At 73.4% G+C, this 22,300-nt stretch carries 26 protein-coding genes; 15 read left to right on the top strand and 11 right to left on the bottom strand.

Translation table 11 applies throughout. The features are described from left to right. The first annotated feature begins 212 nt into the window (after positions 1–212). Positions 213–608, top strand: a complete 396-nt coding sequence (locus tag KMS84_RS16400; protein WP_256916953.1) for a hypothetical protein — start codon at positions 213–215, stop codon at positions 606–608. Positions 609–623: 15 nt separating this feature from the next. Here the strand turns inward: KMS84_RS16400 and KMS84_RS16395 are convergent, their stop codons facing one another. Beyond that, positions 624–905 (bottom strand): DUF3253 domain-containing protein, encoded by a 282-nt coding sequence (locus KMS84_RS16395; protein WP_256916952.1) that lies wholly within the window; start codon positions 903–905, stop codon positions 624–626. Between the two features lie 226 nt (positions 906–1,131). On the opposite strand from KMS84_RS16395, the gene KMS84_RS16390 reads away from it, so the two are divergent. Beyond that, positions 1,132–1,899 carry a class I SAM-dependent methyltransferase gene (locus KMS84_RS16390; protein WP_256916976.1) on the top strand — a complete coding sequence of 256 codons (768 nt, stop codon included), beginning with the start codon at positions 1,132–1,134 and terminating at the stop codon, positions 1,897–1,899. A 30-nt stretch (positions 1,900–1,929) separates the two neighbouring features. Here KMS84_RS16390 and KMS84_RS16385 read toward each other — a convergent pair whose 3' ends face one another. Both KMS84_RS16385 and KMS84_RS16380 read right to left on the bottom strand, forming a co-directional pair. Further along, positions 1,930–2,529, bottom strand: coding sequence for a hypothetical protein (locus KMS84_RS16385; RefSeq protein ID WP_256916951.1), 600 nt, complete (start codon positions 2,527–2,529; stop codon positions 1,930–1,932). 174 nt (positions 2,530–2,703) lie between these two features. After that, a complete protein-coding gene (locus tag KMS84_RS16380; RefSeq protein ID WP_256916975.1) occupies positions 2,704–3,615 on the bottom strand; it encodes a helix-turn-helix transcriptional regulator in 912 nt (303 codons plus the stop codon). Between the two features lie 148 nt (positions 3,616–3,763). Between KMS84_RS16380 and KMS84_RS16375 the strand changes: the two genes are divergently transcribed. From KMS84_RS16375 to KMS84_RS16360, 4 genes are all read left to right on the top strand, one after another. Beyond that, complete coding sequence (locus KMS84_RS16375) at positions 3,764–4,525, top strand: nuclear transport factor 2 family protein (protein WP_256916950.1); 762 nt, start codon at positions 3,764–3,766, stop codon at positions 4,523–4,525. 150 nt (positions 4,526–4,675) lie between these two features. Then, a complete protein-coding gene (locus KMS84_RS16370) occupies positions 4,676–5,056 on the top strand; it encodes a nuclear transport factor 2 family protein (protein WP_256916949.1) in 381 nt (126 codons plus the stop codon). A 51-nt stretch (positions 5,057–5,107) separates the two neighbouring features. Further along, positions 5,108–6,037 carry a hypothetical protein gene (locus tag KMS84_RS16365; RefSeq protein ID WP_256916948.1) on the top strand — a complete coding sequence of 310 codons (930 nt, stop codon included), beginning with the start codon at positions 5,108–5,110 and terminating at the stop codon, positions 6,035–6,037. A 117-nt stretch (positions 6,038–6,154) separates the two neighbouring features. Next, on the top strand, positions 6,155–6,829 hold the full coding sequence (locus KMS84_RS16360) for a hypothetical protein (protein WP_256916947.1): 675 nt from the start codon (positions 6,155–6,157) through the stop codon (positions 6,827–6,829). 173 nt (positions 6,830–7,002) lie between these two features. On the opposite strand, the gene xynC is transcribed toward KMS84_RS16360, so the two are convergent. Beyond that, entirely contained in the window at positions 7,003–8,310 is a 1,308-nt protein-coding gene (gene xynC / locus KMS84_RS16355; protein WP_285893584.1) for a glucuronoarabinoxylan endo-1,4-beta-xylanase XynC, read from the bottom strand. 453 nt (positions 8,311–8,763) lie between these two features. Here xynC and KMS84_RS16350 point away from each other — a divergent pair, with 453 nt between their 5' ends. Next, on the top strand, positions 8,764–9,906 hold the full coding sequence (locus KMS84_RS16350; RefSeq protein ID WP_256916946.1) for a S8 family peptidase: 1,143 nt from the start codon (positions 8,764–8,766) through the stop codon (positions 9,904–9,906). Positions 9,907–9,927: 21 nt separating this feature from the next. Here KMS84_RS16350 and KMS84_RS16345 read toward each other — a convergent pair whose 3' ends face one another. Then, on the bottom strand, positions 9,928–10,665 hold the full coding sequence (locus KMS84_RS16345) for a flavodoxin family protein (RefSeq protein ID WP_256916945.1): 738 nt from the start codon (positions 10,663–10,665) through the stop codon (positions 9,928–9,930). A gap of 279 nt (positions 10,666–10,944) precedes the next feature. On the opposite strand from KMS84_RS16345, the gene KMS84_RS16340 reads away from it, so the two are divergent. The 6 genes from KMS84_RS16340 (at position 10,945) to KMS84_RS16315 (ending at position 16,105) form a co-directional block, all read left to right on the top strand. After that, entirely contained in the window at positions 10,945–11,067 is a 123-nt protein-coding gene (locus KMS84_RS16340; RefSeq protein ID WP_256916944.1) for a hypothetical protein, read from the top strand. A 35-nt stretch (positions 11,068–11,102) separates the two neighbouring features. Beyond that, positions 11,103–12,266 (top strand): MFS transporter, encoded by a 1,164-nt coding sequence (locus KMS84_RS16335; protein ID WP_256916973.1) that lies wholly within the window; start codon positions 11,103–11,105, stop codon positions 12,264–12,266. Positions 12,267–12,513: 247 nt separating this feature from the next. Beyond that, positions 12,514–13,074 carry a snapalysin family zinc-dependent metalloprotease gene (locus tag KMS84_RS16330; protein ID WP_256916943.1) on the top strand — a complete coding sequence of 187 codons (561 nt, stop codon included), beginning with the start codon at positions 12,514–12,516 and terminating at the stop codon, positions 13,072–13,074. Positions 13,075–13,171: 97 nt separating this feature from the next. Continuing rightward, on the top strand, positions 13,172–13,474 hold the full coding sequence (locus KMS84_RS16325; protein WP_256916942.1) for an antibiotic biosynthesis monooxygenase family protein: 303 nt from the start codon (positions 13,172–13,174) through the stop codon (positions 13,472–13,474). A 205-nt stretch (positions 13,475–13,679) separates the two neighbouring features. After that, positions 13,680–15,341: a serine/threonine-protein kinase gene (locus KMS84_RS16320; RefSeq protein ID WP_256916941.1), complete on the top strand. Its 1,662-nt coding sequence runs from the start codon at positions 13,680–13,682 to the stop codon at positions 15,339–15,341. Then, on the top strand, positions 15,338–16,105 hold the full coding sequence (locus tag KMS84_RS16315) for a hypothetical protein (protein ID WP_256916940.1): 768 nt from the start codon (positions 15,338–15,340) through the stop codon (positions 16,103–16,105). Before KMS84_RS16320 ends, KMS84_RS16315 begins: the two co-directional genes overlap by 4 nt. Positions 16,106–16,173: 68 nt before the next feature. Here the strand turns inward: KMS84_RS16315 and KMS84_RS16310 are convergent, their stop codons facing one another. The 3 genes from KMS84_RS16310 to KMS84_RS16300 all read right to left on the bottom strand — a co-directional run bounded on the left by KMS84_RS16310 (position 16,174) and on the right by KMS84_RS16300 (position 17,418). Beyond that, positions 16,174–16,446, bottom strand: coding sequence for an acetyl-CoA synthetase (locus KMS84_RS16310; protein ID WP_256916939.1), 273 nt, complete (start codon positions 16,444–16,446; stop codon positions 16,174–16,176). Positions 16,447–16,870: 424 nt separating this feature from the next. Continuing rightward, positions 16,871–17,164: a hypothetical protein gene (locus KMS84_RS16305; protein ID WP_256916938.1), complete on the bottom strand. Its 294-nt coding sequence runs from the start codon at positions 17,162–17,164 to the stop codon at positions 16,871–16,873. Positions 17,165–17,226: 62 nt separating this feature from the next. After that, positions 17,227–17,418, bottom strand: a complete 192-nt coding sequence (locus KMS84_RS16300) for a hypothetical protein (protein WP_256916937.1) — start codon at positions 17,416–17,418, stop codon at positions 17,227–17,229. Between the two features lie 218 nt (positions 17,419–17,636). On the opposite strand from KMS84_RS16300, the gene KMS84_RS16295 reads away from it, so the two are divergent. Further along, the gene (locus KMS84_RS16295; protein ID WP_256916936.1) at positions 17,637–18,026 is read left to right on the top strand and encodes a VOC family protein; all 390 of its coding nucleotides are present in this window, start codon (positions 17,637–17,639) and stop codon (positions 18,024–18,026) included. A 115-nt stretch (positions 18,027–18,141) separates the two neighbouring features. Here KMS84_RS16295 and KMS84_RS16290 read toward each other — a convergent pair whose 3' ends face one another. The 3 genes from KMS84_RS16290 to KMS84_RS16280 form a co-directional block, all read right to left on the bottom strand. Beyond that, entirely contained in the window at positions 18,142–18,969 is an 828-nt protein-coding gene (locus tag KMS84_RS16290) for an SCO6745 family protein (protein WP_256916935.1), read from the bottom strand. 109 nt (positions 18,970–19,078) lie between these two features. Further along, positions 19,079–19,993: an aldo/keto reductase gene (locus KMS84_RS16285; protein ID WP_256916934.1), complete on the bottom strand. Its 915-nt coding sequence runs from the start codon at positions 19,991–19,993 to the stop codon at positions 19,079–19,081. A 254-nt stretch (positions 19,994–20,247) separates the two neighbouring features. Then, complete coding sequence (locus KMS84_RS16280) at positions 20,248–20,625, bottom strand: hypothetical protein (protein ID WP_256916933.1); 378 nt, start codon at positions 20,623–20,625, stop codon at positions 20,248–20,250. A 227-nt stretch (positions 20,626–20,852) separates the two neighbouring features. Here KMS84_RS16280 and KMS84_RS16275 point away from each other — a divergent pair, with 227 nt between their 5' ends. Next, complete coding sequence (locus KMS84_RS16275) at positions 20,853–22,241, top strand: helix-turn-helix domain-containing protein (protein ID WP_256916932.1); 1,389 nt, start codon at positions 20,853–20,855, stop codon at positions 22,239–22,241. Positions 22,242–22,300 lie beyond the last annotated feature (59 nt).

The raw sequence follows: 22,300 nt of genomic DNA, 5'->3' as shown, positions 1-22,300 counted from the left end.
CCTGGCCGCTTCGGACCGGCCGCCGCGCTTTCATTGACCGTGCCGGGGTGGACGGGCACTGCCGAAGGCGTGATCACCACGCGGCTCCGGCACGCCGTGCGGCCCGGCGGCTCAGGGCCGCTTCGCGCCACCGTGCGTCGCACCACCAGCGGGAAGAGGGCCCATGACCGGCCGCGCTCGGCATCCTCATCCACGAGCTGCTGCACTCCGGCGTGAAGAACGGCCATGCCCTGCTGGTGGCCGCCCTCCAGGTGTGGCTGACCAACATCATCGCCTTCGGGCCGGCCTACTGGGAACTGGACCGGGGCGGCCCGGTGGCGCGCACCCAGTCGCCCCGCGGCGAGCTCCCCCTGGCCGACTTCCGCTTCTCCCAGGACGAGAACGACGACGCCGTCGAGGAAGTCGCCGACGGGGCCAGCAAGAAGTCCGACTGGGTGCCGACGCTCGTCGACCACCTCTACGTCTCGGTGACCAACTCGACGGCGTTCAGTCCCACCGACACCATGCCGCTGTCGACCCGGGCGAAACTGCTCATGAGCATCCAGAGCATCGCGGCCCTGATGACCTCGCTCCTCGTCATCGCCCGCGCCGTCAGCATCCTGCACTGACCCGCCGCAACTCCTTCAGCCTGCCCGGCGGACTCGGCGGATGCGGATCGGGCCCCGGGCCGTGTCCGGCTCGACCGGGCGCCCGCCCTGAGTGATCTCGACCTCGCCGGCCGTGACCAGCCTGCGGGCCGCGAGGCGGGCGGGCTCCATCAGCTCACGCCATCCGTCGTCGTCCCCCTCGTACACCGCCCGCGCGACGTCGGAGGGACAGATCGTCTTGGAGGGACCACGGCGCTCGAGCAGTTCCAGGATCGCTCGCTCCAGACGCCGGCCGGTGCGCCGTTCGCTGTCGCTCACCACGCCAGTATCGCCCGGGCGCAGCTCGGGGGCGAGGGTGAGCGGGAGCGGGAGCGGGAGCGGGAGCGGGCGGAGGCCGTGATCACCCGGCTGCCGTGCGACGTCTGTCATCCGCCGCCCGCCGGCCGCCGTCCGGCCGCCGTCTGCGGTCCGCCGACGACACGCTTCCAGGGCTAGGGTCCATGGCGTGAACGCAGACGACGCGGACCGGCGGTGGACCCGGTCCATGCCCGAGGCCTACGAGCGCCATCTGGTGCCGGTGCTCTTCCGCCCCTTCGCGGCCGACCTGGCGGCCAGGGCGGCGGCCCTGCGGCCCGGAAGGGTCCTGGAGCTCGCGGCGGGAACGGGGGCGCTGACCTCTGCCCTGCTCACCGCCATGCCCGCGGCGTCCGTGGTCGCCAGCGACCTCAACGAGACGATGGTCGCCGCCGGATCGGCGCGCGCACCCCGGGCCGACTGGCGGCGGGCGGACGCGCAGCGGCTGCCGTTCGAGGACGGCGCTTTCGATCTCGTGGTGTGCCAGTTCGGGGTGATGTTCTTCCCCGACCGGCCCGGCGCCTACGCCGAAGTGCGCAGGGTGCTGGCCCCGCACGGGCGCTTCCTCTTCAACAGCTGGGGGCCCCTGGCCTCGCACGGGTTCGACGCCGCCTTCCAGGCCGCCCTGGAACAGTCCGTGCCCGGCGCCGCGCCCGCCTTCCTCAGGGAGGTGCCTCACGGCTACACGGACCGGTCGTCGGTCGCCTCGGACCTCGCGGCCGCGGGGCTCGGCCTTTCCGCCGTCGAGGACGTCACCCTGGCCGGCGTCGCGGAGTCCGCCGCCTCCGTGGCCACCGGGTTCCTCACCGGCACACCGGTCGGCGCCGCCCTGGAGGCACGGCAGGACGCCCAGGCCGTCAGGTCCGCCGTCGCCCGGCGGATGACGGAGAGCCTGGGCCCCGGCCCCGTGACGGCGGCGATGACCGCGACCGTCTACACGGCACACCACCGGGCATGACGGGGTCGACGCACGCGCGACCCGTTCGGCTCAGCGTCGGTAGAGCTGCCACATGGCGAGTTCGTCGTCGTGCGCGCGCAGGCGTTCGACGGCCTCCGCCGGGGTGCGCCGTTCGGTGAGTTCGTAGAAGAGGAACAGCGGGGCGAAGACGCTCGCATAGCCGAAGGGCGCGCCCAGAGGAGCGATGTAGGCGCCGGCGTCCAGGAAGGCGTCGGCGAGGGCCGGGTCCCCCGTGTCGCAGCCGGTGGCGATCGTGACGCTGCCGGGGAGCCGGAAGTGCTCGCGGACGCGGTCCGGTCCGACGTCGCCGGTGAACGGCTGGAACCTGCCCAGGTCGTCGGCGACGTCTTCCATCAGGATGCGTCCCTCGTCGCCGTGGCACGCCAGGACGACGTAGGGGGCGATGGGTGCGGCGCCGCCCAACGCGGCGACCAGGTGGCGAGGCTGACCGACCCTCAGGTAGTTCACCCGGACGCCGAAGACCTCCAGCCCGTCGCGGAGCGAACGGGCGAACTCGCCACCGACGTCGATCAGGTCGACCTCCGTCCAGGCCAGACGACCGGCCTGGACCTCGCGCACCCGCGACGGACGCTGGGTCGCCAGCCACTCCTCTTCGTCCGCGTGCGTCACTCGACTTCTCCGTGCGTCACTCGGCGCCTCCCGCTTCCCCCGGACTCCCCGGACTCCCCGGACTCCCCGGATTCCCCGGACAAGATGCCACGTCCATCGCACCCGCCACAGCCGATCGCGGACTCGCGGTCGCGGCTTCCCGGTCGCGAGGGAGTGCGGCGCGACGAGCGCCGGTCAGCCGGGACGGCGCCCGCGGACCGAGTCGCGGAAAGCGATCGGGGTCTGTCCGGTGCGCTGGTGGAAGTACTTGCTGAAGTGGGTGGCGCTGGAGAAGCCCAGGCGGCCGGCGATCCGTGCGGCCGGCCGGTCGCTGTGGGCCAGCAGGCGCTTGGCTTCGAGGACGACGCGCCGGTCGATGAGCTCCTTGGCGCCGAGGCCGGTGGAGGCGAGGGCGGCGCGGGAGAGGGTGCGGGGCGAGTAGCCGAGCGCCGCCGCGTAGTCCTCGACCCGGCGGGTGCGGGCGAAGTCCTTCTCCACCGCGTCCCGGAAGCGCACGTACGTGCTGTCCGGTTCGGGTTCGGGTTCGGGCGCGGAGGCGCCGGCGGAAGCGGTGAGGTGGGCCAGCCTCAGCACGAGCACGGCCAGCAGATGGCGCAGGGCCACGGTGTGGATCTCTAGGGGCAGTTGTCCGAGGGCCCGGAACTCGGCCGCGAGATGGTCGGCGGCGAGCCGCAGGGCCCGGGCGTCGTCGTCGGACCGGGGCCGGCGCAGGACCGGCGCGTGCGGGTCCTCCACTCGGGCGGCGGCCGTGGTGGCCGGGTCGAGGAAGTCCTGGCGGAAGAGGACCAGCGTGCCCTCGACGTCGGTCAGGTCGTCCCACTGCTGCACCTGCCCCGGGCGGACCCACAGCCATGAACCGGGCGCGAGGCGGTGGGCGGTGAAATCGACCGTGTGTCGCAGGGTTCCCGCACCGGGGGTGATCAGGTGGTGGAAGTCCGGGCGCTGGGGGATCGCGAGCCGCTCGCCGGAGACGCGGTGACGCAGGTCGGCAAGGGACAGCACCTCGACGCCGGCGGGGGTGCCGGCCGGCGCCGCGAAGGAGACCTCGGGGATCTCTCGACCCGCCTTGTGTCGGTTTCTGACCATCATCAGTCGTCAGCGTATCCGATTCGTCCAGATCATCGGCCTTACGTTGAAGAGGCGAACTCCTCCGGCGCCCTTCGGTGTCGGAAAAACGCAAGGGCGTGACCGTCGCCCACTCCCCCCGCCTCACCCACACCTGAGGAGAACCTCCGTGAGCAACGCCAAGAACACCGTCCTGACCGCCGCCGGCGAGCTGTTCGGCCGGCGGGACCCGAGCGCGGTCGACCGCTGGGTCGCCGCCGACTACCGTCAGCACAGCGCCCTGGCCGCCGACGGCCCCGAGGCGCTGCGCCGGCTGGTCGCCGGCCTGCCGGACGGCTTCCGGTACGAGGGCGCCCGAGTGATCGCCGACGGCGACCTGGTCGCCCTGCACGGCGCCTACCACGGCTTCGGCCCGGAGCCGCTGGTCGCCTTCGACGTCTTCCGCGTCGACGCCGACGGGCGGCTCGCCGAGCACTGGGACGCCCTCACCCCCCTCGTGCGGGACACGGCGTCGGGCCGTTCGCAGACCGACGGTCCGGCCCAGGTCACCGCGCCCGGCGACACCGAGGCCAACCGGGCCCTCGTCGCCGAGTTCGCGCGGAAGGTCCTGGTCGGAGCCGACTACTCGGTGCTCACCGACTACCTCTCCACCGAGACCTACCACCAGCACAACCCGGAGGCCGCCGACGGCCTCGACGGTTTCGGGGCCGCCGCGGCGCAGTGGGCCGAGCAGGGCAGGAACCTCGTCTACAAGACCGTCCACAAGATCATCGCCGAGGGCGAGTTCGTGCTGCTCCAGTCCGAGGGCGAGTTCGGCGTCCCGGTGGCGTACTACGACCTCTTCCGCGTCCAGGACGGCAAGATCGTCGAACACTGGGACGTCATCGCCCCGATCCCGGCCGAACTGCCGCACGACAACGGCGTGTTCTGACCCGAGCCCGCTCCGGCCCGGGCCCCTCGGCGGTGACCCGAGGGGTCCGCCGACCCCTTGCCGCACGAACTCGTCCCGTGCCTGTCCGCCCCTCACCCCGCTCGACGACCTCACCGCGCCGCACCCGGCGCCCGACCATACGGTGGCACCATGAACGACCCGGAGAGCAACAAGACCACGGCCAAGGCGTTCTACGACCTGATGTTCAACCGGTGCCGCCCCGCCGAGGCCATCGACCGGTACGCCGGAGACACCTACATCCAGCACAACCCCCACGTCGGCGACGGCAAGCAGGCGTTCGTCGACTACTTCGAGCGCATGGCCGCGGAGTACCCGGGCAAGCGGGTGGAGATCAAGCGCGCCTTCGCCGACGGCGACCACGTCATCCTGCACTGCCACCAGACGTGGCCCGCCGAGGAGTACGCCGGGATCGACATCTTCCGCTTCGACGCGCACGGCAGGATCGTCGAACACTGGGACGTCCTCCAGGTCGTCCCTTCCACCAGCGACAACGACAACACCATGTTCTGACGACGGACATCCGTGCGGCCCCCGACGGTCATCACACGCCATCGCGAGGGGTTGATCCACGCCTACGTGCTCGACTCCGCCGCCTTCGGAGCGCTGCGGCCCGCCGCGTCGTTCAGGCCTCGGGCCGGCGACGACGTCGTGGAGTCGGTGGTCCGGCCCGATCTGAAACGGGTCGTGTACACGACGCTGAACACGGTCGTCTCCCTCACGCGCGGCGGTGAACCGGTGTGGACCGCCGCCTTCGAACCGCGCTCCGGGGAGCGCCACGGTCACCGGCCCGGCTGTGCACTCTCCCTGGACGGCCGGACGGTGTGGGTCTACCGGCCGGACGCCATGGCGGGGCGGGCCGAAGCGGACCAGCGGGTCGGGCACGACGCCGACGACGGGACGGTCCTGGCGCGCCGGCCGTTGGAGACCGTCGGGCACGCGGCCGGCCGCTACGTGCACCCCCTGGACGGCACCGTGTACCTCGACATCGGTGAGGGCCAGGACGGCTCGGTCGTCGTCAGGAGCACGGCCGGAGCGGGCGGCGCGCCGGAGTTCGACTCCTTCCCGTGGTCCGACCGCTGCCTGATCGGCCTGTCGCCCGACGGACGGCAGTTCATGACCGTCGATCACGATCAGGCGGACGTGGCCTTCCACCGCCATCCCGACGGGGAGGTCCTCCTCACGCTGTCCGTCGACGCGTTCGGCCATGACCCGCAGGACACGTTCGTCGAGTGGAGCGGAGGCTGTCTGACCCCGGACACGGCCGTCGTCACGCTGGGCGGTGAACGCGAGGACGAGGAGGAGTGGTGCGGTCACCATCTGGTCGACGTGCGGACGGGCGCGGTCCGCGGCGAATGGATCGTAGAGGTCAACGACCCTTACGGGCTCGTGTCGTTGGGCGACGGTTCCTGGCTCACCGCCGGCCGCGACGGGACGTCCGTCCACCGGATGCGGGCGCCGCTGCCGGCCTCGGCGCGGCCCGCGGGTACGTAGTTTCCCCGATGCCGTCGACGACCGGTTCACGGGATCGTGGTCGTGCGTCCCGCCCGCGCTGTCCGGCCTCACCGCACGGCCGGTGTGCGTGCGGCGCGGACCGGAAGGAGAACGCGTATGACCATGCGGCCGTCGGGCGAGCCCTCGTCCACCGAACCCGCGGACGAGGCGGAACTCCCCTGGGTTTCTGTCAGGCCCGACAACGGGCCCAGCAAGGCCCTGCTGCTCAAGGGATCGCCCCTCATCGCCCTCGGGGCCCTGCGGATGGGCCTCATGATGGCCCGGGGTCGGGGCACTTCGGCCGGGTCGGGCGTGGCGGGCCTGGTGATCGGGCTCCTGGCGGTCGTGTTCCCGCTGCTCCTGGTCGTGATGCTCGGCGGCCTGCGCTGGGCCCATGCCGGGATGCGTCTCGAAGACGGCGTTCTCACGGTGAGCGACCGGTGGAACCGCAAGGTCCTGCGCGCGCCGGTGTCCTCCCTGACGGGCCTGCACACGCTCAAGGCGCCCTTCGACGGACCCCACAAGGACCGGATCGTCATCACGTCGAGGTCCCACCGGCCGGTGCTCGTCGATCCGCGGTTCTGGGACGCGGAAGGGCTGCGCGAGCTCTGGCGGGACCTGCGCCTTCCCGTGCAGGACCACGGCTTCCTCACCTGGCCCCTGCTGAAGAAGCGCTTCCCGGGGATTCCCACGCCATGGCGTCACGACCACGTCGTCCTGTTCACCCTCCTCGCCGTGGTCGGCTGCGTCGCGTATGTCGCCCTGGTCGTGAACCTGCCCTTCTTCCTGTGACGGCCCACGACGGCCCGCGATCGCTCATGACGGCCGGGGAGAACCTGTGACGGCTCGTCAGGATGCGAACCGGGCCTTCACGACGCCGGGTTCGGCGCATCCGGCGTCGCTCCGGCCGCGGTCGGGATCCGGCGGGCGAGCGGTCGGTGCGCCTCCCCCGGCGGGCGCTCCGGTCAGGCGGTCACGAACGTCGTGATGCTGCGTGCGGGGAGCGTGGCCGTGAAGGCTCCGTTGGAGACGCGGGCGGCGGCCTGCGCGGCGACGCTCCTGCTCGCGTCGGTCAGCCACGACGAGACGCTCGAGGCGCTGCCGTTCGCCAGGGTGAACTGCTGACTCACCGCGCCGGCACCCTTGTTGACGGCCACCACGACCGTGGAGCCGCCGTTGCGGTACGCCGACACGTAGACGTCCGAGGCCGGCTTCGGCGTCGCCTCGACCCGGACGGATCCGGGGCGGACGAACCTGGCGAAGTGCGCCATGCAGGCGCCACGCTTGCTGATCCTGCCGTCCTCGCGCAGCGGACCGTAACTGCGCCGGATGTACCACCAGATGTACGCCTGGAACTCGGCATCCACCATCGCGCGGTGGATGTGCTCCCCGACATCGAGCGCTTGCGGCCACAGGTCCGCCGAATCCGTGCTGTTGGGGTAGTACACCTCCGTCATCCAGAGTTCCTTGCCCGCGCCCTTCTGCTTGAACAGGGGGTAGGGGAAGTTCGCGAACGGCGTGCCGTAGAGGTGGGCGCCGACGACGTCCACGTTGGCGAGCGCCACCGGGTCGTTGAGGATCGGGTCCGACATGTTCTTCAGGTACTGGAAGGACTCCGGCGCGATGACCCGGGTGCTGATAGACCCCGCGTTCTCCCGCAGGAAGCGGACCATCTCGGCAGGGGTCCACCACGTCCAGTCCTGGGCGTAGTCGGGCTCGTTCTGCACCGAGACGGCGTACAGGTTCACCCCGTTGTCGCGCAGGAAGGCGGTGAAGTCGTTGAGGTGCTGGGCGTAGGCGCCGTACATGGAGTACCTCAGGCGCCGCGCGTTGGTCTGGCTGCCGCGGACGAAGGTCTCGACCATCGAGGAGGGCGGGTTCCACGGCGACGCGATGACCGTCGCGCCGAGTTCGACGGCGCGCTTCGCCGTCGCCAGGTCGCGGCTCCAGGCGGACCGGTCCTCGGGGACGGGGATCCGCAGGAGGGAGAGGCCGAGGCGGCCGTCTCCGGCGCCGAACGCCGTGTCCCGCTGGGCCGCCGTGAGGTCGCCGATCCAGGCGGAGTGGCTCATGCCTCCGAACCCCCGGACGACCTGCCGTCGCGCCGACACGTCGATGACCACGGTGGCGGTGGTCGCCGCGACGGCGTTCGACGCCCCGGCGAGGGAGGTCGTCGCCGTGAGGACCGGCAGGGCGCCCATCGTCGCCAGGACCGACCTGCGGCTCGGCGATGGCCGCTCCCCGTTCGCGGACTCGTTCCGACTGTGCGTCATGTCCTGTCCTCCACTTGGCCGTTGCTGTCGAGGGGCCGTTCTCGACCCGTGTGGGAGCGCTCCCACTGTCACGCGTGACCATCCGTGTGCCGGTTTCCTGCGGGAGATGCCGAGATGCCGCCGATAGCGCGCGCAGCCGGTGCCGGCGGCCCGGAGGGCACGCCCACCTGTTCGACATCGTGAACAGTGTCCAAGACTGCGGACATCACGAAAGTTAACGACGCCCCTCGACACCGTCAACCCTCCTGACGGCACGGACGCCTCGCACGCCCCGACGGCCCGTCAGCCCGGGCGCGCGGCAGGGTGCCCGCCGGGCGGGGCCGTCCCCGGGGACAGCGGCCGTCGCGCCTCTTGCGGACTCCCGGATTTCGGACAACGCCTGGCCGGAACCGTTCGTCCGCCGCCGTCGTCTTGTGCGCTGACTGTGTGCGAAGCAGGGATATGGGGGACATCGTGACGCGGAACGCGACCAAGGCCGGCCTCATGGTGATGGCCGTGATGACGGTGCTCGGGGCTTCGGCCTGTGGCGGGAAGGCCGGCGCGGCGGCCGGAGAGGGCGGGACGTCGCCCGCGCACGGGAAGTCGCTGCCCGGGCCCGGCAAGGGGTCCGCCGCGACGGCCGCCGGCGACGGGCTGTCGTCCGACACGGCGCCCGGAGCCTCCACCGTCCTGGGGAGGTCGCCCGTGGCGACGCGGATCGGAGCACTCCCGGTCAGCCGGCACGTGCCGTGGAACCTGGACATCCTGGACCAGCGGTCGCGACCGCTGAACGGGAAGCTCACCACCACCGCCACGGGCAAGGGCGTGCACGTCTACGTGATCGACACCGGGATGGACGTCGCCCACAAGGAGTTCGGCGGACGCGCCCGGCTCGGCGCCGACTTCGTGGGCGCCAAGGACTCCGGCGACTGCTTCAGCGAGGACGGCATCGGCCACGGCACGTTCGTCGCGGGCGTCATCGGCGGGGCGAAGTACGGCGTGGCCCCCAAGGCGGAACTCGTCCGGGTCCAGGGCATCCTGTGCGAGAGCGACGGCGCCGGCTCCCCCGCGGCGGCCGAGGCCGCTCTGGTGAAGTCCGTCAAATGGGTCACCGCGCACGCGCAGAAGCCCGCGGTGGTGAACATGTCGCTCAACCTGGACCACCGCTCCGCGACCCTGGAGTCGGCGGTGAAGAAGATGGTCGCCGCGGGCATCCCGACGGTGGTGTCGGCCGGCAACTACCACGACGACGCCTGCAAGCACTCCCCCGCCGGCGTCCCCGGCACGATCGTCGTGGCGGCCTCCACGTCGAAGGACCGCCCGTGGACCGACAGCGGCTCCTACGGTTCGGGGTACGGACGGTGCGTGGACCTGTACGCGCCCGGCGAGAAGGTGACCGCCGCTCTCGCCGGCGGGGGCACGGCCACCGAGGACGCCGGTGCGACGTCCTGGGCCGCGCCGCACGCGACCGGCGTGATCGCGCTGTACCTGTCGGCCCACCCGCACGCCACCGCCCAGCAGGTGCACACCTGGCTCGACCACACGGCCACCCGGGGCGTCCTGCACGGCGTGCGCGCCGACACGCCCAACCGGCTGCTCAACACCGGCGGCATCTGACGCCGCGTCCCGGGCCGCGCCCTACCGGTGCTCGGGATTGGCGTGGTCGTGACGGCAGCCGGCGTCCCAGGCGCTGCGCTGGTTGCCGTACGCGGGGATCCCGCCCAGGTCCTTCAGCGCCCGGGCCATGTGCAGCAGGTTCCAGGTCATGAAGGCGGTGTTGCGGTTGGTGAAGTCGTTCTGGGGCCCTCCCGAGCCGGGGTCCAGATAGGAGGGGCCGGGTCCTGCCTCGCCGATCCAGCCGGCGTCCGCCTGGGGAGGGATGGTGTACCCCAGGTGTTGCAGGCTGTAGAGGACGTTCATGGCGCAGTGTTTGACCCCGTCCTCGTTCCCGGTGATCAGACAACCGCCGACCCGGCCGTAGTACGCGTATTGGCCGGCGTCGTTGAGCAGGCTGGAACAGGCGTAGAGCCGTTCGATCACCCGCTTCATCACGGAACTGTTGTCACCCAGCCAGATGGGGCCGGCCAGCACGAGGATGTCGGCCGCCATGACCTGCCGGTACAGATCCGGCCAGGCGTCCGTCTGCCAGCCGTGCTCCCTCATGTCGGGCCACACACCGGTCGCGATGTCGTGATCGACCGCTCTGACCACGTCGACGTGCACCCCGTGGTCGCCCATGAGGGCGGTGCTGCGGTCGATCAGGCCCTGCGTGTTGCTGGTCTCGGGCGAGCGTTTCAGGGTGCAGTTGACGACCAGGGCCCGCAGGTCGTCGTACCGGGCCGGCGGTGTGTCGTTCGAGGGCGACGAAGCGGTCACACGATCCTCCGTGATCGGCGGCCGCCCGGTGTCGGCGGCCCGTCCATGTCCCGGCACCAGCCTGTGGGCTCCTCGCGGGCGACGCCATCACAGCGCATCCGAACGGGCCGGGCCCGCCCGGTCGCGGGCCGCGGGTCGCCGGTCGTGGGTCGCGGGTCGCGCGGGTCGCGGGCGACGTGGTGCGGGCGGCTCGTCCGGGCCGACGCGACCGCTGCTACCTTGCTCGCTGTGACGCGGGAACGGCCGCGGCGACGACACCGCCGCCCGACAGTGCGGGACGTGATCCGGACGCCCGCGGCAGCCGAGGCGCGCGCGATGCTCGCGCGGTGCGCGGCCGCCGGTGAGGACTGCTCCGAACGGTCCCTCCCCGCCCTGCGCCGGGCTCCGGAGCCGGACCGGTGACCCCGGCGGACACCCCGGCCGCGCCCGCACGGCAGATGGCGCCGCTGTACGCGGCGGGGTTCACGACGGCGTTCGGGGCGCACGGCATCGCCGCCAGTCTGGGCGCCTCCGCACACGGCGCCGTCACCTCGCTGCTCGTGCTGGGCGCATTGCTGGCCCTGTACGACGGGGCCGAGGTCCTGCTCAAACCCGTCTTCGGCGTACTGGCCGACCGGATCGGCGCCCGCCCGGTCCTGCTCGGGGGGCTCGTCGCCTTCGCGGCCGCCTCCGCCGTGTACACGGTGGCGGACAGCCCCGGCTGGCTGTGGGCGGCCCGGCTGGGCCAGGGGGCGGCGGCCTCCGCGTTCTCGCCGTCCGCCTCCGCCCTGGTCGCGCGGCTCAATCCCGCCGCCAAGCGCGGCCGTGCCTTCGGCAGTTACGGCTTCTACAAGTCGATCGGCTACACCCTGGGCCCCCTGCTGGGCGGGGTCCTGGTGTGGGCCGGCGGACTGCGCCTGCTGTTCGCGGTGCTGACCGCGCTCGGCGCGGCCGTCGCCGTGTGGGCCGCGCTCGCCGTGCCCGTCGTCGCGCCGCTGCCCAGGGCCCGCCAGACGGTCCTGGACCTGGCCCGGCGGCTGACCCGGCCCGCCTTCCTCGCGCCCACGTCGGCGCTGGCCGCCGCAACGGCCGCCCTCTCGGTGGGCGTCGGCTTCCTGCCGGTGTCCGGCCGGGCGGCGGGCCTCGGTCCGGTCGCCACCGGCGCCGCCGTCTCCGTGCTCGCCGCCTGTGCGGCCGTCGTGCAGCCCAGGGCGGGTCGGGCCCTGGACGCCGGACGCCTCACCTCGGGCGGTGGCATGGGCACGGGGCTGCTGATCGCTGCCGTCGGTCTCGCCTGCGCCATGCTGCCGGGCCTGACGGGGGTCCTGGCCGGGGCCGCCCTGATCGGCGCCGGCACCGGGCTGATCACCCCGCTCGGCTTCGCCGCCCTCGCCGCCTCCACACCGGCGGAACGCCTCGGCCAGACCATGGGCGCCGCCGAACTCGGCCGCGAACTCGGTGACGCGGGCGGCCCCCTGCTCGTCGCCGTGGTCGCTTCGTGGACCACTCTCGCCCACGGCTACGCGGCCCTCGCGGTCCTGCTCGCCGCGGGCGCGATCCCCGCTCTCGCGCGCCGCCGCCCCGGACCGGCATCGACGGGAGACGCGCCCGGGCGCTCCTGACCCGGACCGTGCGGGCGGACCGTCCGCAGGACACGGCGGGCCCGGTCCCCGAAGTGGCGGGGCTCGTGCCGGGCACACGCCGCCGACGCGGCCAGCACGGCTCCCGCGCACCGCCGTGGCGGCCCGGAAGCGGCCTGCGGGTCCACGGCGGACGGCCACATCAACGGATTCGTCAGGGCCCCGGCTGGGCAGGGAACCCCATGAATGTCATGAGCACGACTGCCCTTCCCCCACAAGGAGGTCGATCATGCACGTCCGAACCCTGACCGGCGGCCTGGCCGCCGCGTGTCTGATGTCGTTGGCCCTGGCGGGCGGCCAGGCCGCCGCCGCACCCCACACCCCGAAGGCGGCGCCGGCCGCCCGCGTCCTCACCTACGACGCCGGCGGCTCCGCGGAGTTCCGCAGCGCCGTCGACCGGGGCGCCGCGATCTGGAACGAGAGCGTCGACGCCGTCGAACTCCGGCCCGCGGCGGCCGGGCAACGGGCCAACATACGCGTCCTCGCGGACAACGGCTGGCCGCGCGCCCTGCCCGGCACACTGGGCAGCGGCACGGTGTACATCGGACGCCAGGCCGTCGACGAGGGCTACGACACCGTCCGCATCTCCGCGCACGAACTCGGGCACATCCTCGGCCTGCCCGATCGCAAGCCCGGTCCCTGCACGAGCCTGATGTCCGGCTCCACCGCCGGCACCGCGTGCACCAACCCCTACCCGAACTCCGCCGAGAAGGCGCAGGTCGAGCGGAACTTCGGCGGCGCCCTCACCGGCCGGGCCCCCGCCGCGCGCGCCGAGGCGATCGTGGACTGAGCATTCCGGTCACCGGCATGTTCTCCGGGCGCGGCGGGTAGGCCGGGGGCGTCCTCGGAGCAGCGGGGACCGTCAAGCTCGTCGAGGAGGTCGCGTCATGTTCGCGGTGATCTACCGGTGGCGTCTGCACGAGGGCAAGGAGGAGCAGTTCGCGGCCGGTTGGCACCGGGTGACGCGGGCCATGCGCGAGCAGTGCGGCAGCTACGGTTCCCGGCTGCACCGGGCCGACGACGGCACCTGGGTGGCGTACGCGCGCTGGCCGGACGCCGCCACGCGTGAGGGGTGCCCGGACGTGGACCCGGAAGGGGAGGCCATGATGAGGGAGGCCGTCGCCGAGAGCCTGCCCGCCATCCGGTGCCAGGTGTGGGACGACCTCCTGGCGGAGCCGCGGGGCGACTGACCCGGGCCGACGGTACGGGTCGGGCCTGCGGGGACGTCGTGCGCCGGCGTCCGCACGCGCCGCCGGTGGGCGCCGGGCCGGGGAAGGCCCGGCGCCGCACCGCAACCGCGGTGGCCGAAAATGTGTCTCCTCTCGCGTGGCTCGATGCCGGGCTCGATGCTCGGAGGACGTGTCCGGGGCCGGCGGGCCGCGTTGGGGGGATGGAATGAACACATGGGCAGTGCCCGGCTACACCGAGTCTTCGGAACTCGGGGCCGGGGCGAGCGGGCGGGTCGTGCTGGCCGTGCACCGGGAGACCGGCGTCCCGGTCGCGGTCAAGTACCTCAGCGAGTCGCTGCGCACCCGGCCGGGCTTCGTGCACGGCTTCAGGGCGGAGGCGCGGCTGCTCGGCGGGCTGGAGAGCGCGTACGTCGCCGAGCTGTACGAGTACGTCGAGAGCCCGGACGGCGCCGCCATCGTGATGGAGCTCGTGGACGGCGTCTCGTTGCGCACCCTGCTGACCAGGGCGGCGCCGCTCGATCCCGAGGCCGCCCTCGTCGTCCTCAAGGGATCCCTGCTCGGGCTGGCCGACGCGCACCGCGTCGGCGTCGTCCACCGCGACTACAAGCCGGAGAACGTCCTGGTGGTCCCGGACGGATCGTCCCGGCTCGTCGACTTCGGCATCGCGGTGGACGCCGGAGCCAGCGCGGGCTCGGCGGGCACCCCCTCGTACATGGCGCCGGAGCAGTGGACCGGCGCCCCCGCCTCGCCCGCCGCCGACGTGTACGCGGCCACGGCCACGTTCTTCGAGTGCCTGACGAGTCACCGGCCGTACCGCGGCGACAACCTCGCCGAGCTCGCCCTTCAGCACGTCGACGCGCCGATCCCCGCCGACGAGGCGCCCGAGCCGGTGCGGGACCTGGTGCTGCGCGGCCTGGCCAAGGACCCGGCGCAACGGCCCGACGACGCCGAGGCCTTCGTCAGGGAACTGGAGGCGGCCGCCGGCGCCGCCTACGGAACCGACTGGGAGGAGCGCGGCCGCGGCCGGCTCGCCGCGCTGGTGGCGCTGGTGCCGCTGCTGCTGCCGTCGGCCCGCAGCGCCCCGCGGACCACCACGGACACCGCGCGCACGGTCCTGCGCCGGGCGCCGGCCCGCGGCGGGGCGCGCTCGTGGCTGCCGGGCCGGACGGGGATGCTCGTGTCCGGTGCGGCCGTGCTGCTGGGCGTCCTGCTGTCCTACGGCCTCCGGCACGTTCCGCAGGCGGACCCGCAGGAGGCGGGCCAGGCCCTGGCCACCACCCGTGCCCAACCGGTCGTGGAGCCGGGCGGGTCCGCCTCTCCCACCGCGTCGGCCTCCGACTCCGCGTCCCCGACGCCGACCGGGTCGGCCACCGCGTCGACGACCGCGGCCCCCGACGTGTCCCCCTCCGACACGGCGTCCGCCGGAGCCGGCGCCCCCTCGGCGTCCGCCACGACGGCCGCGCCGGTCGAGACGACGGCGCCCGGCGGGCCGACCACCGAGGCCACGCCGACGTCCGCCGCCCCGAGCCCGCCGTCCGCACCCGCCGTCAAGGCCGTCTCGGTCACCGACTTCTGGCAGACCGGATCGGCGACGGCCACGGCGACCGTCACCGTCACGACGGACGGCACCGGTCCGCTCTCCCTCACGGTCTCCTGGTCCACCAGCGACACCGGCAGGGGAGCCGGAGCCCCGGACGGAGAGTCCCAGACGTTCCGGCGCAGCGGCGCCACCCAGTACACCCTCTCCGTCGACCACACGTTCCAGGGCACGGGCTGCTACTGGGCCGTCGGTGTCGTCACCACCCCCGCCTCCGCCGACGGAGGCGCCTCGCAGCAGCTTCTGACCAGGCGGTGTGAGATCCGATGAGCACGTTCGACGACCGCACGCCCGCCCCGGCCGGGACCCACGAACCCACCCGGCCGTCCGGTCCCGCCGACGCCCGGGGCCCCCGTGCCGAGCCCGGTCCCGCCGACGCCGAGTACAGCGCCACCGTGCTGGCCAGCCACTGGGTCCAGCGGCCCTACGAACCGGACACCACCCTCGTCGAACCGCCCGCCCCACCGTCCTCGGGGCCGACGGCGCCACCCCCGGGAGGAGCGCCGGCGCCGGGCGCGGGGCCGACCGTGCCGGACCGTGTCGAAGGCACGGTGCTGCGCTTCGGTCCGGGCGTGACGGCGGCCGTCGCACGGCGCACCGACCGGACGCTGCCCGCGCTGCCGCCGACACCCGCGCGCCCGCGTCGCCCTGCGCGCCGGCACGCCCTGCCCGCGCTGGTGCTGATCTGCGTCATCGCGCTCCTCGCCTGGCAGCGCCTCGGGCCCCCGCTCCGCGTGGGCGCGGTGCGGGTCACCGCCGCCCCGGCGGCCCTGGGGTGCGACGGCACCTCGGACATCGTCGGAGTCGTCGCGACGAACGGCCGTGCGGGCACGCTCTCGTACCGCTGGACCCGCAGCGACGGCACCGCCTCGGGCACGCTGCGGGAAGTGCTGGTCCGCGGCCAGCAGCAGGCGCGTCTGCATCTCCTGTGGACCTTTCAGGGGAAAGGTCGCTACACGGCCCGGGCCGAGCTGCGCGTCCTGTCCCCCGTCGACCGCACGGACGTCATCCGGCTGACGTACGACTGCCCCTGACGGACGTCGAGCCCACGCGGCCAGCGAAGGCTGCGGCGTGCTGCGGTGCCGGTGAGGCGACGGGAGGGTCATCCCTCCCGTGTCGGCGGGGTCACGGTGATGTCGAGGGTGAAGGCGACCCGCGCCGCTCCCGCCACGTCCGGGGCTTTCGCCGGCACGGTGATCCTGGCGCTGCCGCCCCGGGCGCCGACGGACCGCAGCGAGGCGCGGGCAGCGCCCCCGGCGTCCACGCTCCACCCGGAGGCCACGACGAGGGCCGGTGCGGAACTGCGCACGGCCGCCCAGCGCTTGTCGTCCGTGCGGGGCCGCAACACCAGTGACACCACGGTCCCGGGACGCACGCACAACGACCGTCGGGGCGCATCACCCGGAGCGACGGTGACCTCCGTCCGTCCCGCGACGCAGGCGGCGGCCGAAGCCGAGGGCGACGCGGCGGGCACGGGCGCGCCCGGCCCCGTCGGGCTCGCGGTCCGGGCCGAGGTGGACGTGGGTGAGGGCGAGGCAGGCAGGGCGGAGCCGGTGGAGGGCGCACCGCTCGACGGCTCGGCGGGGCGAGTCCCGGACGCCCCGCCGACCGTGCCCGGGTCCGCCGACGTGCCGCAAGCCGTCAGGACGACGGCCACGAAGACGACCCACACCGCAGCCCACCGCCGCATGCCCCACCTCCCGGCCTCCGGCTCCCAGCATGCCCGACCGGCGTCCCTCCGCGGGGAAGAAGTCCGGACGAGGCCGTGTCGTGGTGGTCCGACGCCGTGGCCGGCGGAGTCAGGCGCCGGCGTGGCGCGGGGCGACGGCGTGTCGTCGTGCGCCGCGGTGGGCCTGCCGCTTCGCCACGGCCTGCTGGAGGCGTTGCAGCCACAGGGAGGCCGTCACCAGCAGACCGGCGAAGACCGCGAGGAGGAGGACGGCGACCCACATCTGGCGGCTGGCGGGATGGGTCCAGCCCGTCCAGGCCGCCGCGGCCGTCCACAGCACGACTCCAGCGGCGTAGAAGGCGCGGGTCCGGCGCAGCTGCCGCACGGCCCGCAGGGAAACCCGGTGATCAGTCTTCGGTGCCATGGCGACCGTGTACCCCGGTGCACGCTCTTAAGCCGAAGAGGTTGCGCAGCCCCTCGTTCGCGCTACCGCCGCTGGTCGGCACGGCCTTCGACGTCGCGTCGCACGGCCGCGCCCTGGTCCTCGACCAGCCCTTCCTCGTCGGGGAGTTGGAGGACGCTGCCGCAGTGACCGCACAGCCTCCCGTCCTCGGCCGGCGTCCCGCAGGCCTTGCAGAAGCGGTTGCCCTCGTCGTGCGCACTCGGTTGCGTCGTCATGACTCTCCCGGAACAGGTGGACGGTGCGATACGCGGCCGGAGTACCCACGGCGCACCTGTTGATTCGTCCCGCCCGGCCGGACGACGACGGACACCCGGTGGACCGAGGTGCGTCCGTCGGCGATGATCACCCCACGGACAGGGCCGCGACGCACGGTGTCGACGGCCCCGTCGCACCGGCACCGGCGCCCCGGGCGCCCCGACCCCGCGGAGACATCGTGCGCGTGATCGACTTCGACCATCTCGTCCTCAACGTCGCCGACGTCGAGCGTTCGCTGGCGTTCTACACCGGCCCGCTGGGGCTGCAACCGGTGCGCGTGGAGGAGTGGCGGGCCGGGAAAGCGCCCTTTCCGTCCGTGCGGGTGAGCCCGACCACGATCATCGACCTCGTGAGGGCTCCCGCCGAGCGCCCCCAGCACTCCAACGTCGACCACATCTGTCTCGTGGTCGAGCCGCTCGACTGGCAACAGGTCGTCGAGTCCGGCGAGTTCACGGTGCTGGACGGCCCCGGTGAGCGATTCGGCGCCCGGGGCACCGCCCTCTCCCTCTATGTGCGGGACCCTGACGGCAACACCGTGGAACTGCGCTGGTATCCACAGGACGCCTGAGGAACACACGGCCCGGGTCGGGGACTTCGGGGCCGGCCGATGGGGCCCCCTCGCACCCGCGCCCCGTCGGCCACAGCTCGCCGGCCGCCGGTAGTCGGTCATTGATAGTCGGTCGTCACCGCGAGCCGGCGGCCACCAGCCTCGCGGTGATGGGTTCGAGTTCGGCGACCAGTTCGTCGAGCTCGGCGGGCGACAGAGCCTCGTACGGCGCGGCGGCGAGCTCGTCCGTCAGGTCCTCGACGCGCTGCCTGGTCTCACGGCCCGCGTCGGTGAACCGGCCTTCGGCGTCGACGAGTCCGCGCTCGCGCAGGCCGTCCATGACCTCGGTCAGCCGCTCCTTCGGCAGGTGATGGACCCGCCCGAACGACTCCGGAGGGTGGATGCCCTGCTCCAGCGCGGAGAGGATGTGGGCCTCCGTGCCGCCGATGCCCGCACCCACGAGGGCGGCGATGTGCCCGTCGCCACGGTGCTCGCGCAGCATCGTCGCCGCATGCCACAGCCGGGCGACCGGGTCGCTCGGCACCGGCACGGTACGCATCCCGGCATACATCACCCGGCCTTCCGTGGGCGCGCTCGTGGCCGCCTTGGTCGTCAGGTCGGCGGCGCGCACGAGACCCGCGGAGCCGGCCGGCTCGCCGCCGAGGATCCGCCGCAGCGAGGCCGCGCTGCCCCGCTCCCGTGCGGCTACGGACGCCTCCGGCGGGATCGTCTCCCACGCGCTCGGGATGTGCCGGGCGGCCTCCCCGTCGGCGAAGTTGTAGAAGGCCGCGTGCACCACCTGCGCCGGCACGCGCCCCAGCGGAGCGGCACGGCTGGCGAAGTAGCCGTCCCAGTAGGTGCGGTGGCCGAGCGCGGCCAGCTCCTCGTTGCACTCGTCGGCGAAGAAGGTGACCAGGCAGATCGGCTCCAGAAGCTCGAACATGCGGCGCGCGGTGTGAGTCATGCCCCCACATCATGCCTGCGCCCGTCCTCCCCCGTAGAAGGGCACGGGCCGTCAGAACGACCTCCCCGTGGGGAAGTCGGACCTCTCCGGCTTCGCATCGGAGCGGGCGTCAGGCTTCGTCCGGACCGGGCGAGGTGAGGCGTGCGATCTCCTCCTCCGACAGGCGCAGCGCGCCGGCGGCCATGTTCTGCTCGAGATGGTCCGGATCGCCGGTCCCAGGGATCGCGAGGACGTGCGGCCCCTGCCGGAGGGTCCACGCCAGCCGGACCTGTGCGACGGACACACCGTGCGCGTGGGCGACGGCGCGTACCGCCTCGCCGTCCTCGGCGGCCGGGCCCGCCTCGCGGCCGGGGCCCGCGATGGCGAAGAACGGGACGAAGGCGATTCCCAGTTCGCCGCAGCGTCGCAGGAGCGCCCGGTCCTCGCTCGGCGCGCCGATCCCGTAGGGGTTCTGCACGCAGACGACCGGGGCGATGGCCCGGGCCTCGGTCAACTGCTCGCTCGTCACGTGGGAGACGCCGAGGTGGCGGATCAGCCCGGCGTCGCGCAGCTCTGCCAGCGCGCCGAAGTGCTCGGCGATCGAACCGTTCCGCTGTCTCGGGGGAACGCGCAGGTTCACCAGGTCCAGGTGGTCGCGGCCGAGTTGGCGGAGGTTCTCCTCGACCTGGCCGCGCAGCTGCTCCGGCGTCGCCCACCACCACGCGCCCGACGGGTCACGGCCGGGCCAGACCTTGGTGCTGATGACCAGGTCCTCCGGGTACGGCGCCAGGGCCCGGTTGATCAGCTCGTTGGCGGACCGGGTCGACGAGAAGTAGTACGCGGCCGTGTCGATGTGATCGACGCCGAGTTCGACCGCGCGCCGGAGCACCGCGATCGACCGGTCGCGGTCACGCGGCAGGCCCCGGTCGAACGGCTCGGTTCCCGTCAGACGCATCGCGCCGAACCCCACACGACGGACCGTCAGGTCACCGAGTCGCCAAGTGCTGTGTTCTGCACCGGGGTTGGCGGGTGGGCTCGTGGACATGGCTCTCCTCTTCGGAACGGGGGACGCGAAACCGGCGACGGGCGCGCGCCGCGTCGAGCGACTCGGCGAGACGGCGCCCGGAACGGGCCGGGGGCGCGGAGGCCGGCGGCCTCCGGGCAAGGAAAAAGCCTCCCCGGCGGATCGGAATCCGCGCCGAGAAGGCTCACGTGACGACCGGGATCCTAGCAGGCCGGAAGGCTTCCGATCGTCACGATGCCGCAGCCGCACGGGTAACGGCCCGGGCGGCCACGGTTTCAGCAGGTGGAACTGGTGGAGATCCGTATGCCGGTGACGCTGTAGGCGTTCGTGAACGCGGTCTCGCTGTTCGGCGGCAGACAGATCGAGCTGCCGTCCTGAAGCCGCAGGTACGCCACGTCGTCGTTCCGGGTGTTCACCACGTGGTAGTGCGGGCGGGACCTGACCGTCTGGTAAGAACTCGTGACGTCACGGTACTTGGCGACCGGCGTACCCGAGTCCCAGGCGTGCTCGTCGACGTAGAAGCAGACGTAGGGATACGGGCAGCCGTGGGTGGGAGACTCCGCGGCAGCCGCCGAAGCGCCGGTCGCGGACATGGTCGCGATGGCCACGCCGGCGCCCGCGAGAGCGGCCGCCTTGCGGATGAGGGACGTCATGGTCGAATCTCCAGGTGGTGAGGTGTGGGGCACGCGGGCGGCGCCCGGTCGCGGATGCGGCCCGTCGTACCGGCCCGGCCGGTACGACGCCAAGAGCATCGGCTGTCACCGTGGTCCGGCGCAACGAATTCGGCCCCGTCGGGGACAATGGAACCGTCCCAGCGCATCTGACGTGCGCTCATACGAGTGCCTGGGATGGGCGATCGCGGGCGGACGACGGAGGATCGGTGTCGGGTCGGGACGACGTGGAGGAGTTCGCGGCGCTGCTGCGTCGACTCAAGGACCGCACGGACCGGAGCTACGGCTCCCTGGCACGTCGCGTCAGCATGAACACCTCCACGCTGCACCGGTACTGCGCGGGCGAGGCGGTGCCGCAGGACTTCGCGCCGGTGGAACGGCTCGCGGCCTTCTGCGAGGCGACTCCGCAGGAGCGGTTGGAGCTGCACCGCCTGTGGCTGGCGGCGGTCGCGGCCCGGCAGCGGGTACGGACGGCCGCTGCCGATGATCCGGCGGATCCGCCCTCTCCCCTCCCCGCACCAGCACCCGCGTCCCCGTCCTCGGGACCGACAGCGGGAGCCGGGTCGGCGGCGGCAGCAGCATCGGCACCGGCAGTGCGGGACGGAGGGACCGACGGGGACGGCGAGGACCGCGGGGACGCTCTCGACCTGGACCGGTCCGTGCCCGCCCCCGGCTCCCGACCGTGGTTCCGCCGCCGGAGGATCTGGGCGGCGAGTGCCGTCGCGTGCGCGGTACTCGCGGCTCTGGGGGGCGCCTACGCGCTGTCGGACGACCACTCCCCGCGGGCTGACGCCGTCCGCCCCGGGAGCCCCGGGACAACCGCCCCCGGCGTGCCCCACCGTTCGGTGAGACCGTCGGCCGACACGTCCCCGACCCCGTCCCGCAGCTCCGCCTCGCACGCCGCACACCACCCGGCTCCCTCCCCCACGGCCGCGGTCGGCGGTCCGGGCCCGACCGCGAAACCGCCCGCCGCACTGCCCCTCGCCTGGACCACCTCCCTGATCTGGGACATGGGCTGCGGGCAGGACTACGTCGTCGACAAGCCGCCCGCGCAGGTGCCTCCGCCGCCGGTGGAGCAGGACGCCGGAGCCTGGGCGGTGTCGCAGGGCGCGGTGCACGGGCGGGAGACGAGGGTGCGGGTCTCGGTGCAGGGGCGGTCGTCCACCGCCGTGGTCCTGGAGGCGCTCCACGTCCGCATCGTGAGCCGCGACCGGCCGCGCTCGGGGATCGCCTACTCCATGGGTCAGGGCTGCGGCGGCGACCTCACGCCCCGCAACTTCGCGGTGAACCTCGACGCCGACCGTCCCCTCACCCGCCCGCAGAAGAGTTCGGACGGCCAGGAGAGCGTCCCCGCCGTCCGCTTCCCCTACCGCGTCTCGGCCGAGGACCCCGAGGTGCTGCTGGTGGACGCGACGACGCAGGTCTACGACGCCCGCTGGTACCTCGAGCTCGACTGGTCCTCCCAGGGCCGCACCGGCACGATCCGCATCGACGACCACGGCCGCCCGTTCCACACCACCAGCATCGAGGGAATGCCGCATTACTGGTTCGGGACGAAGGACACGAGCGCGGAGGCGTGGTTGCCCTTGGACGACTAGCTTCCGGCGCCGGACCCCGGGTGAGGTTGCACGGGGGCCTCTCGGGTGTGCACGTAGGC

This window comes from Streptomyces hilarionis, from assembly GCF_024539675.1.
GTDB classification, from domain to species: Bacteria; Actinomycetota; Actinomycetes; order Streptomycetales; family Streptomycetaceae; genus Streptomyces; species Streptomyces hilarionis.
This window is presented reverse-complemented; position numbering and strand designations above follow the sequence as displayed.

Excerpts from the sequence above, each read along its gene's own strand:
- KMS84_RS16360 (WP_256916947.1), top strand. The coding sequence starts at position 6,155 with ATGACCATGCGGCCGTCGGGCGAGCCCTCGTCCACCGAACCCGCGGAC.
- KMS84_RS16330 (WP_256916943.1), top strand. The coding sequence starts at position 12,514 with ATGCACGTCCGAACCCTGACCGGCGGCCTGGCCGCCGCGTGTCTGATG.
- KMS84_RS16335 (WP_256916973.1), top strand. The coding sequence starts at position 11,103 with ATGGCGCCGCTGTACGCGGCGGGGTTCACGACGGCGTTCGGGGCGCAC.
- KMS84_RS16370 (WP_256916949.1), top strand. The coding sequence starts at position 4,676 with ATGAACGACCCGGAGAGCAACAAGACCACGGCCAAGGCGTTCTACGAC.
- KMS84_RS16300 (WP_256916937.1), bottom strand. The coding sequence starts at position 17,418 with ATGACGACGCAACCGAGTGCGCACGACGAGGGCAACCGCTTCTGCAAG.
- xynC (WP_285893584.1), bottom strand. The coding sequence starts at position 8,310 with ATGACGCACAGTCGGAACGAGTCCGCGAACGGGGAGCGGCCATCGCCG.
- KMS84_RS16380 (WP_256916975.1), bottom strand. The coding sequence starts at position 3,615 with ATGGTCAGAAACCGACACAAGGCGGGTCGAGAGATCCCCGAGGTCTCC.
- KMS84_RS16305 (WP_256916938.1), bottom strand. The coding sequence starts at position 17,164 with ATGGCACCGAAGACTGATCACCGGGTTTCCCTGCGGGCCGTGCGGCAG.
- KMS84_RS16290 (WP_256916935.1), bottom strand. The coding sequence starts at position 18,969 with ATGACTCACACCGCGCGCCGCATGTTCGAGCTTCTGGAGCCGATCTGC.
- KMS84_RS16280 (WP_256916933.1), bottom strand. The coding sequence starts at position 20,625 with ATGACGTCCCTCATCCGCAAGGCGGCCGCTCTCGCGGGCGCCGGCGTG.
- KMS84_RS16315 (WP_256916940.1), top strand. The coding sequence starts at position 15,338 with ATGAGCACGTTCGACGACCGCACGCCCGCCCCGGCCGGGACCCACGAA.
- KMS84_RS16285 (WP_256916934.1), bottom strand. The coding sequence starts at position 19,993 with ATGTCCACGAGCCCACCCGCCAACCCCGGTGCAGAACACAGCACTTGG.
- KMS84_RS16390 (WP_256916976.1), top strand. The coding sequence starts at position 1,132 with ATGCCCGAGGCCTACGAGCGCCATCTGGTGCCGGTGCTCTTCCGCCCC.
- KMS84_RS16325 (WP_256916942.1), top strand. The coding sequence starts at position 13,172 with ATGTTCGCGGTGATCTACCGGTGGCGTCTGCACGAGGGCAAGGAGGAG.
- KMS84_RS16320 (WP_256916941.1), top strand. The coding sequence starts at position 13,680 with ATGAACACATGGGCAGTGCCCGGCTACACCGAGTCTTCGGAACTCGGG.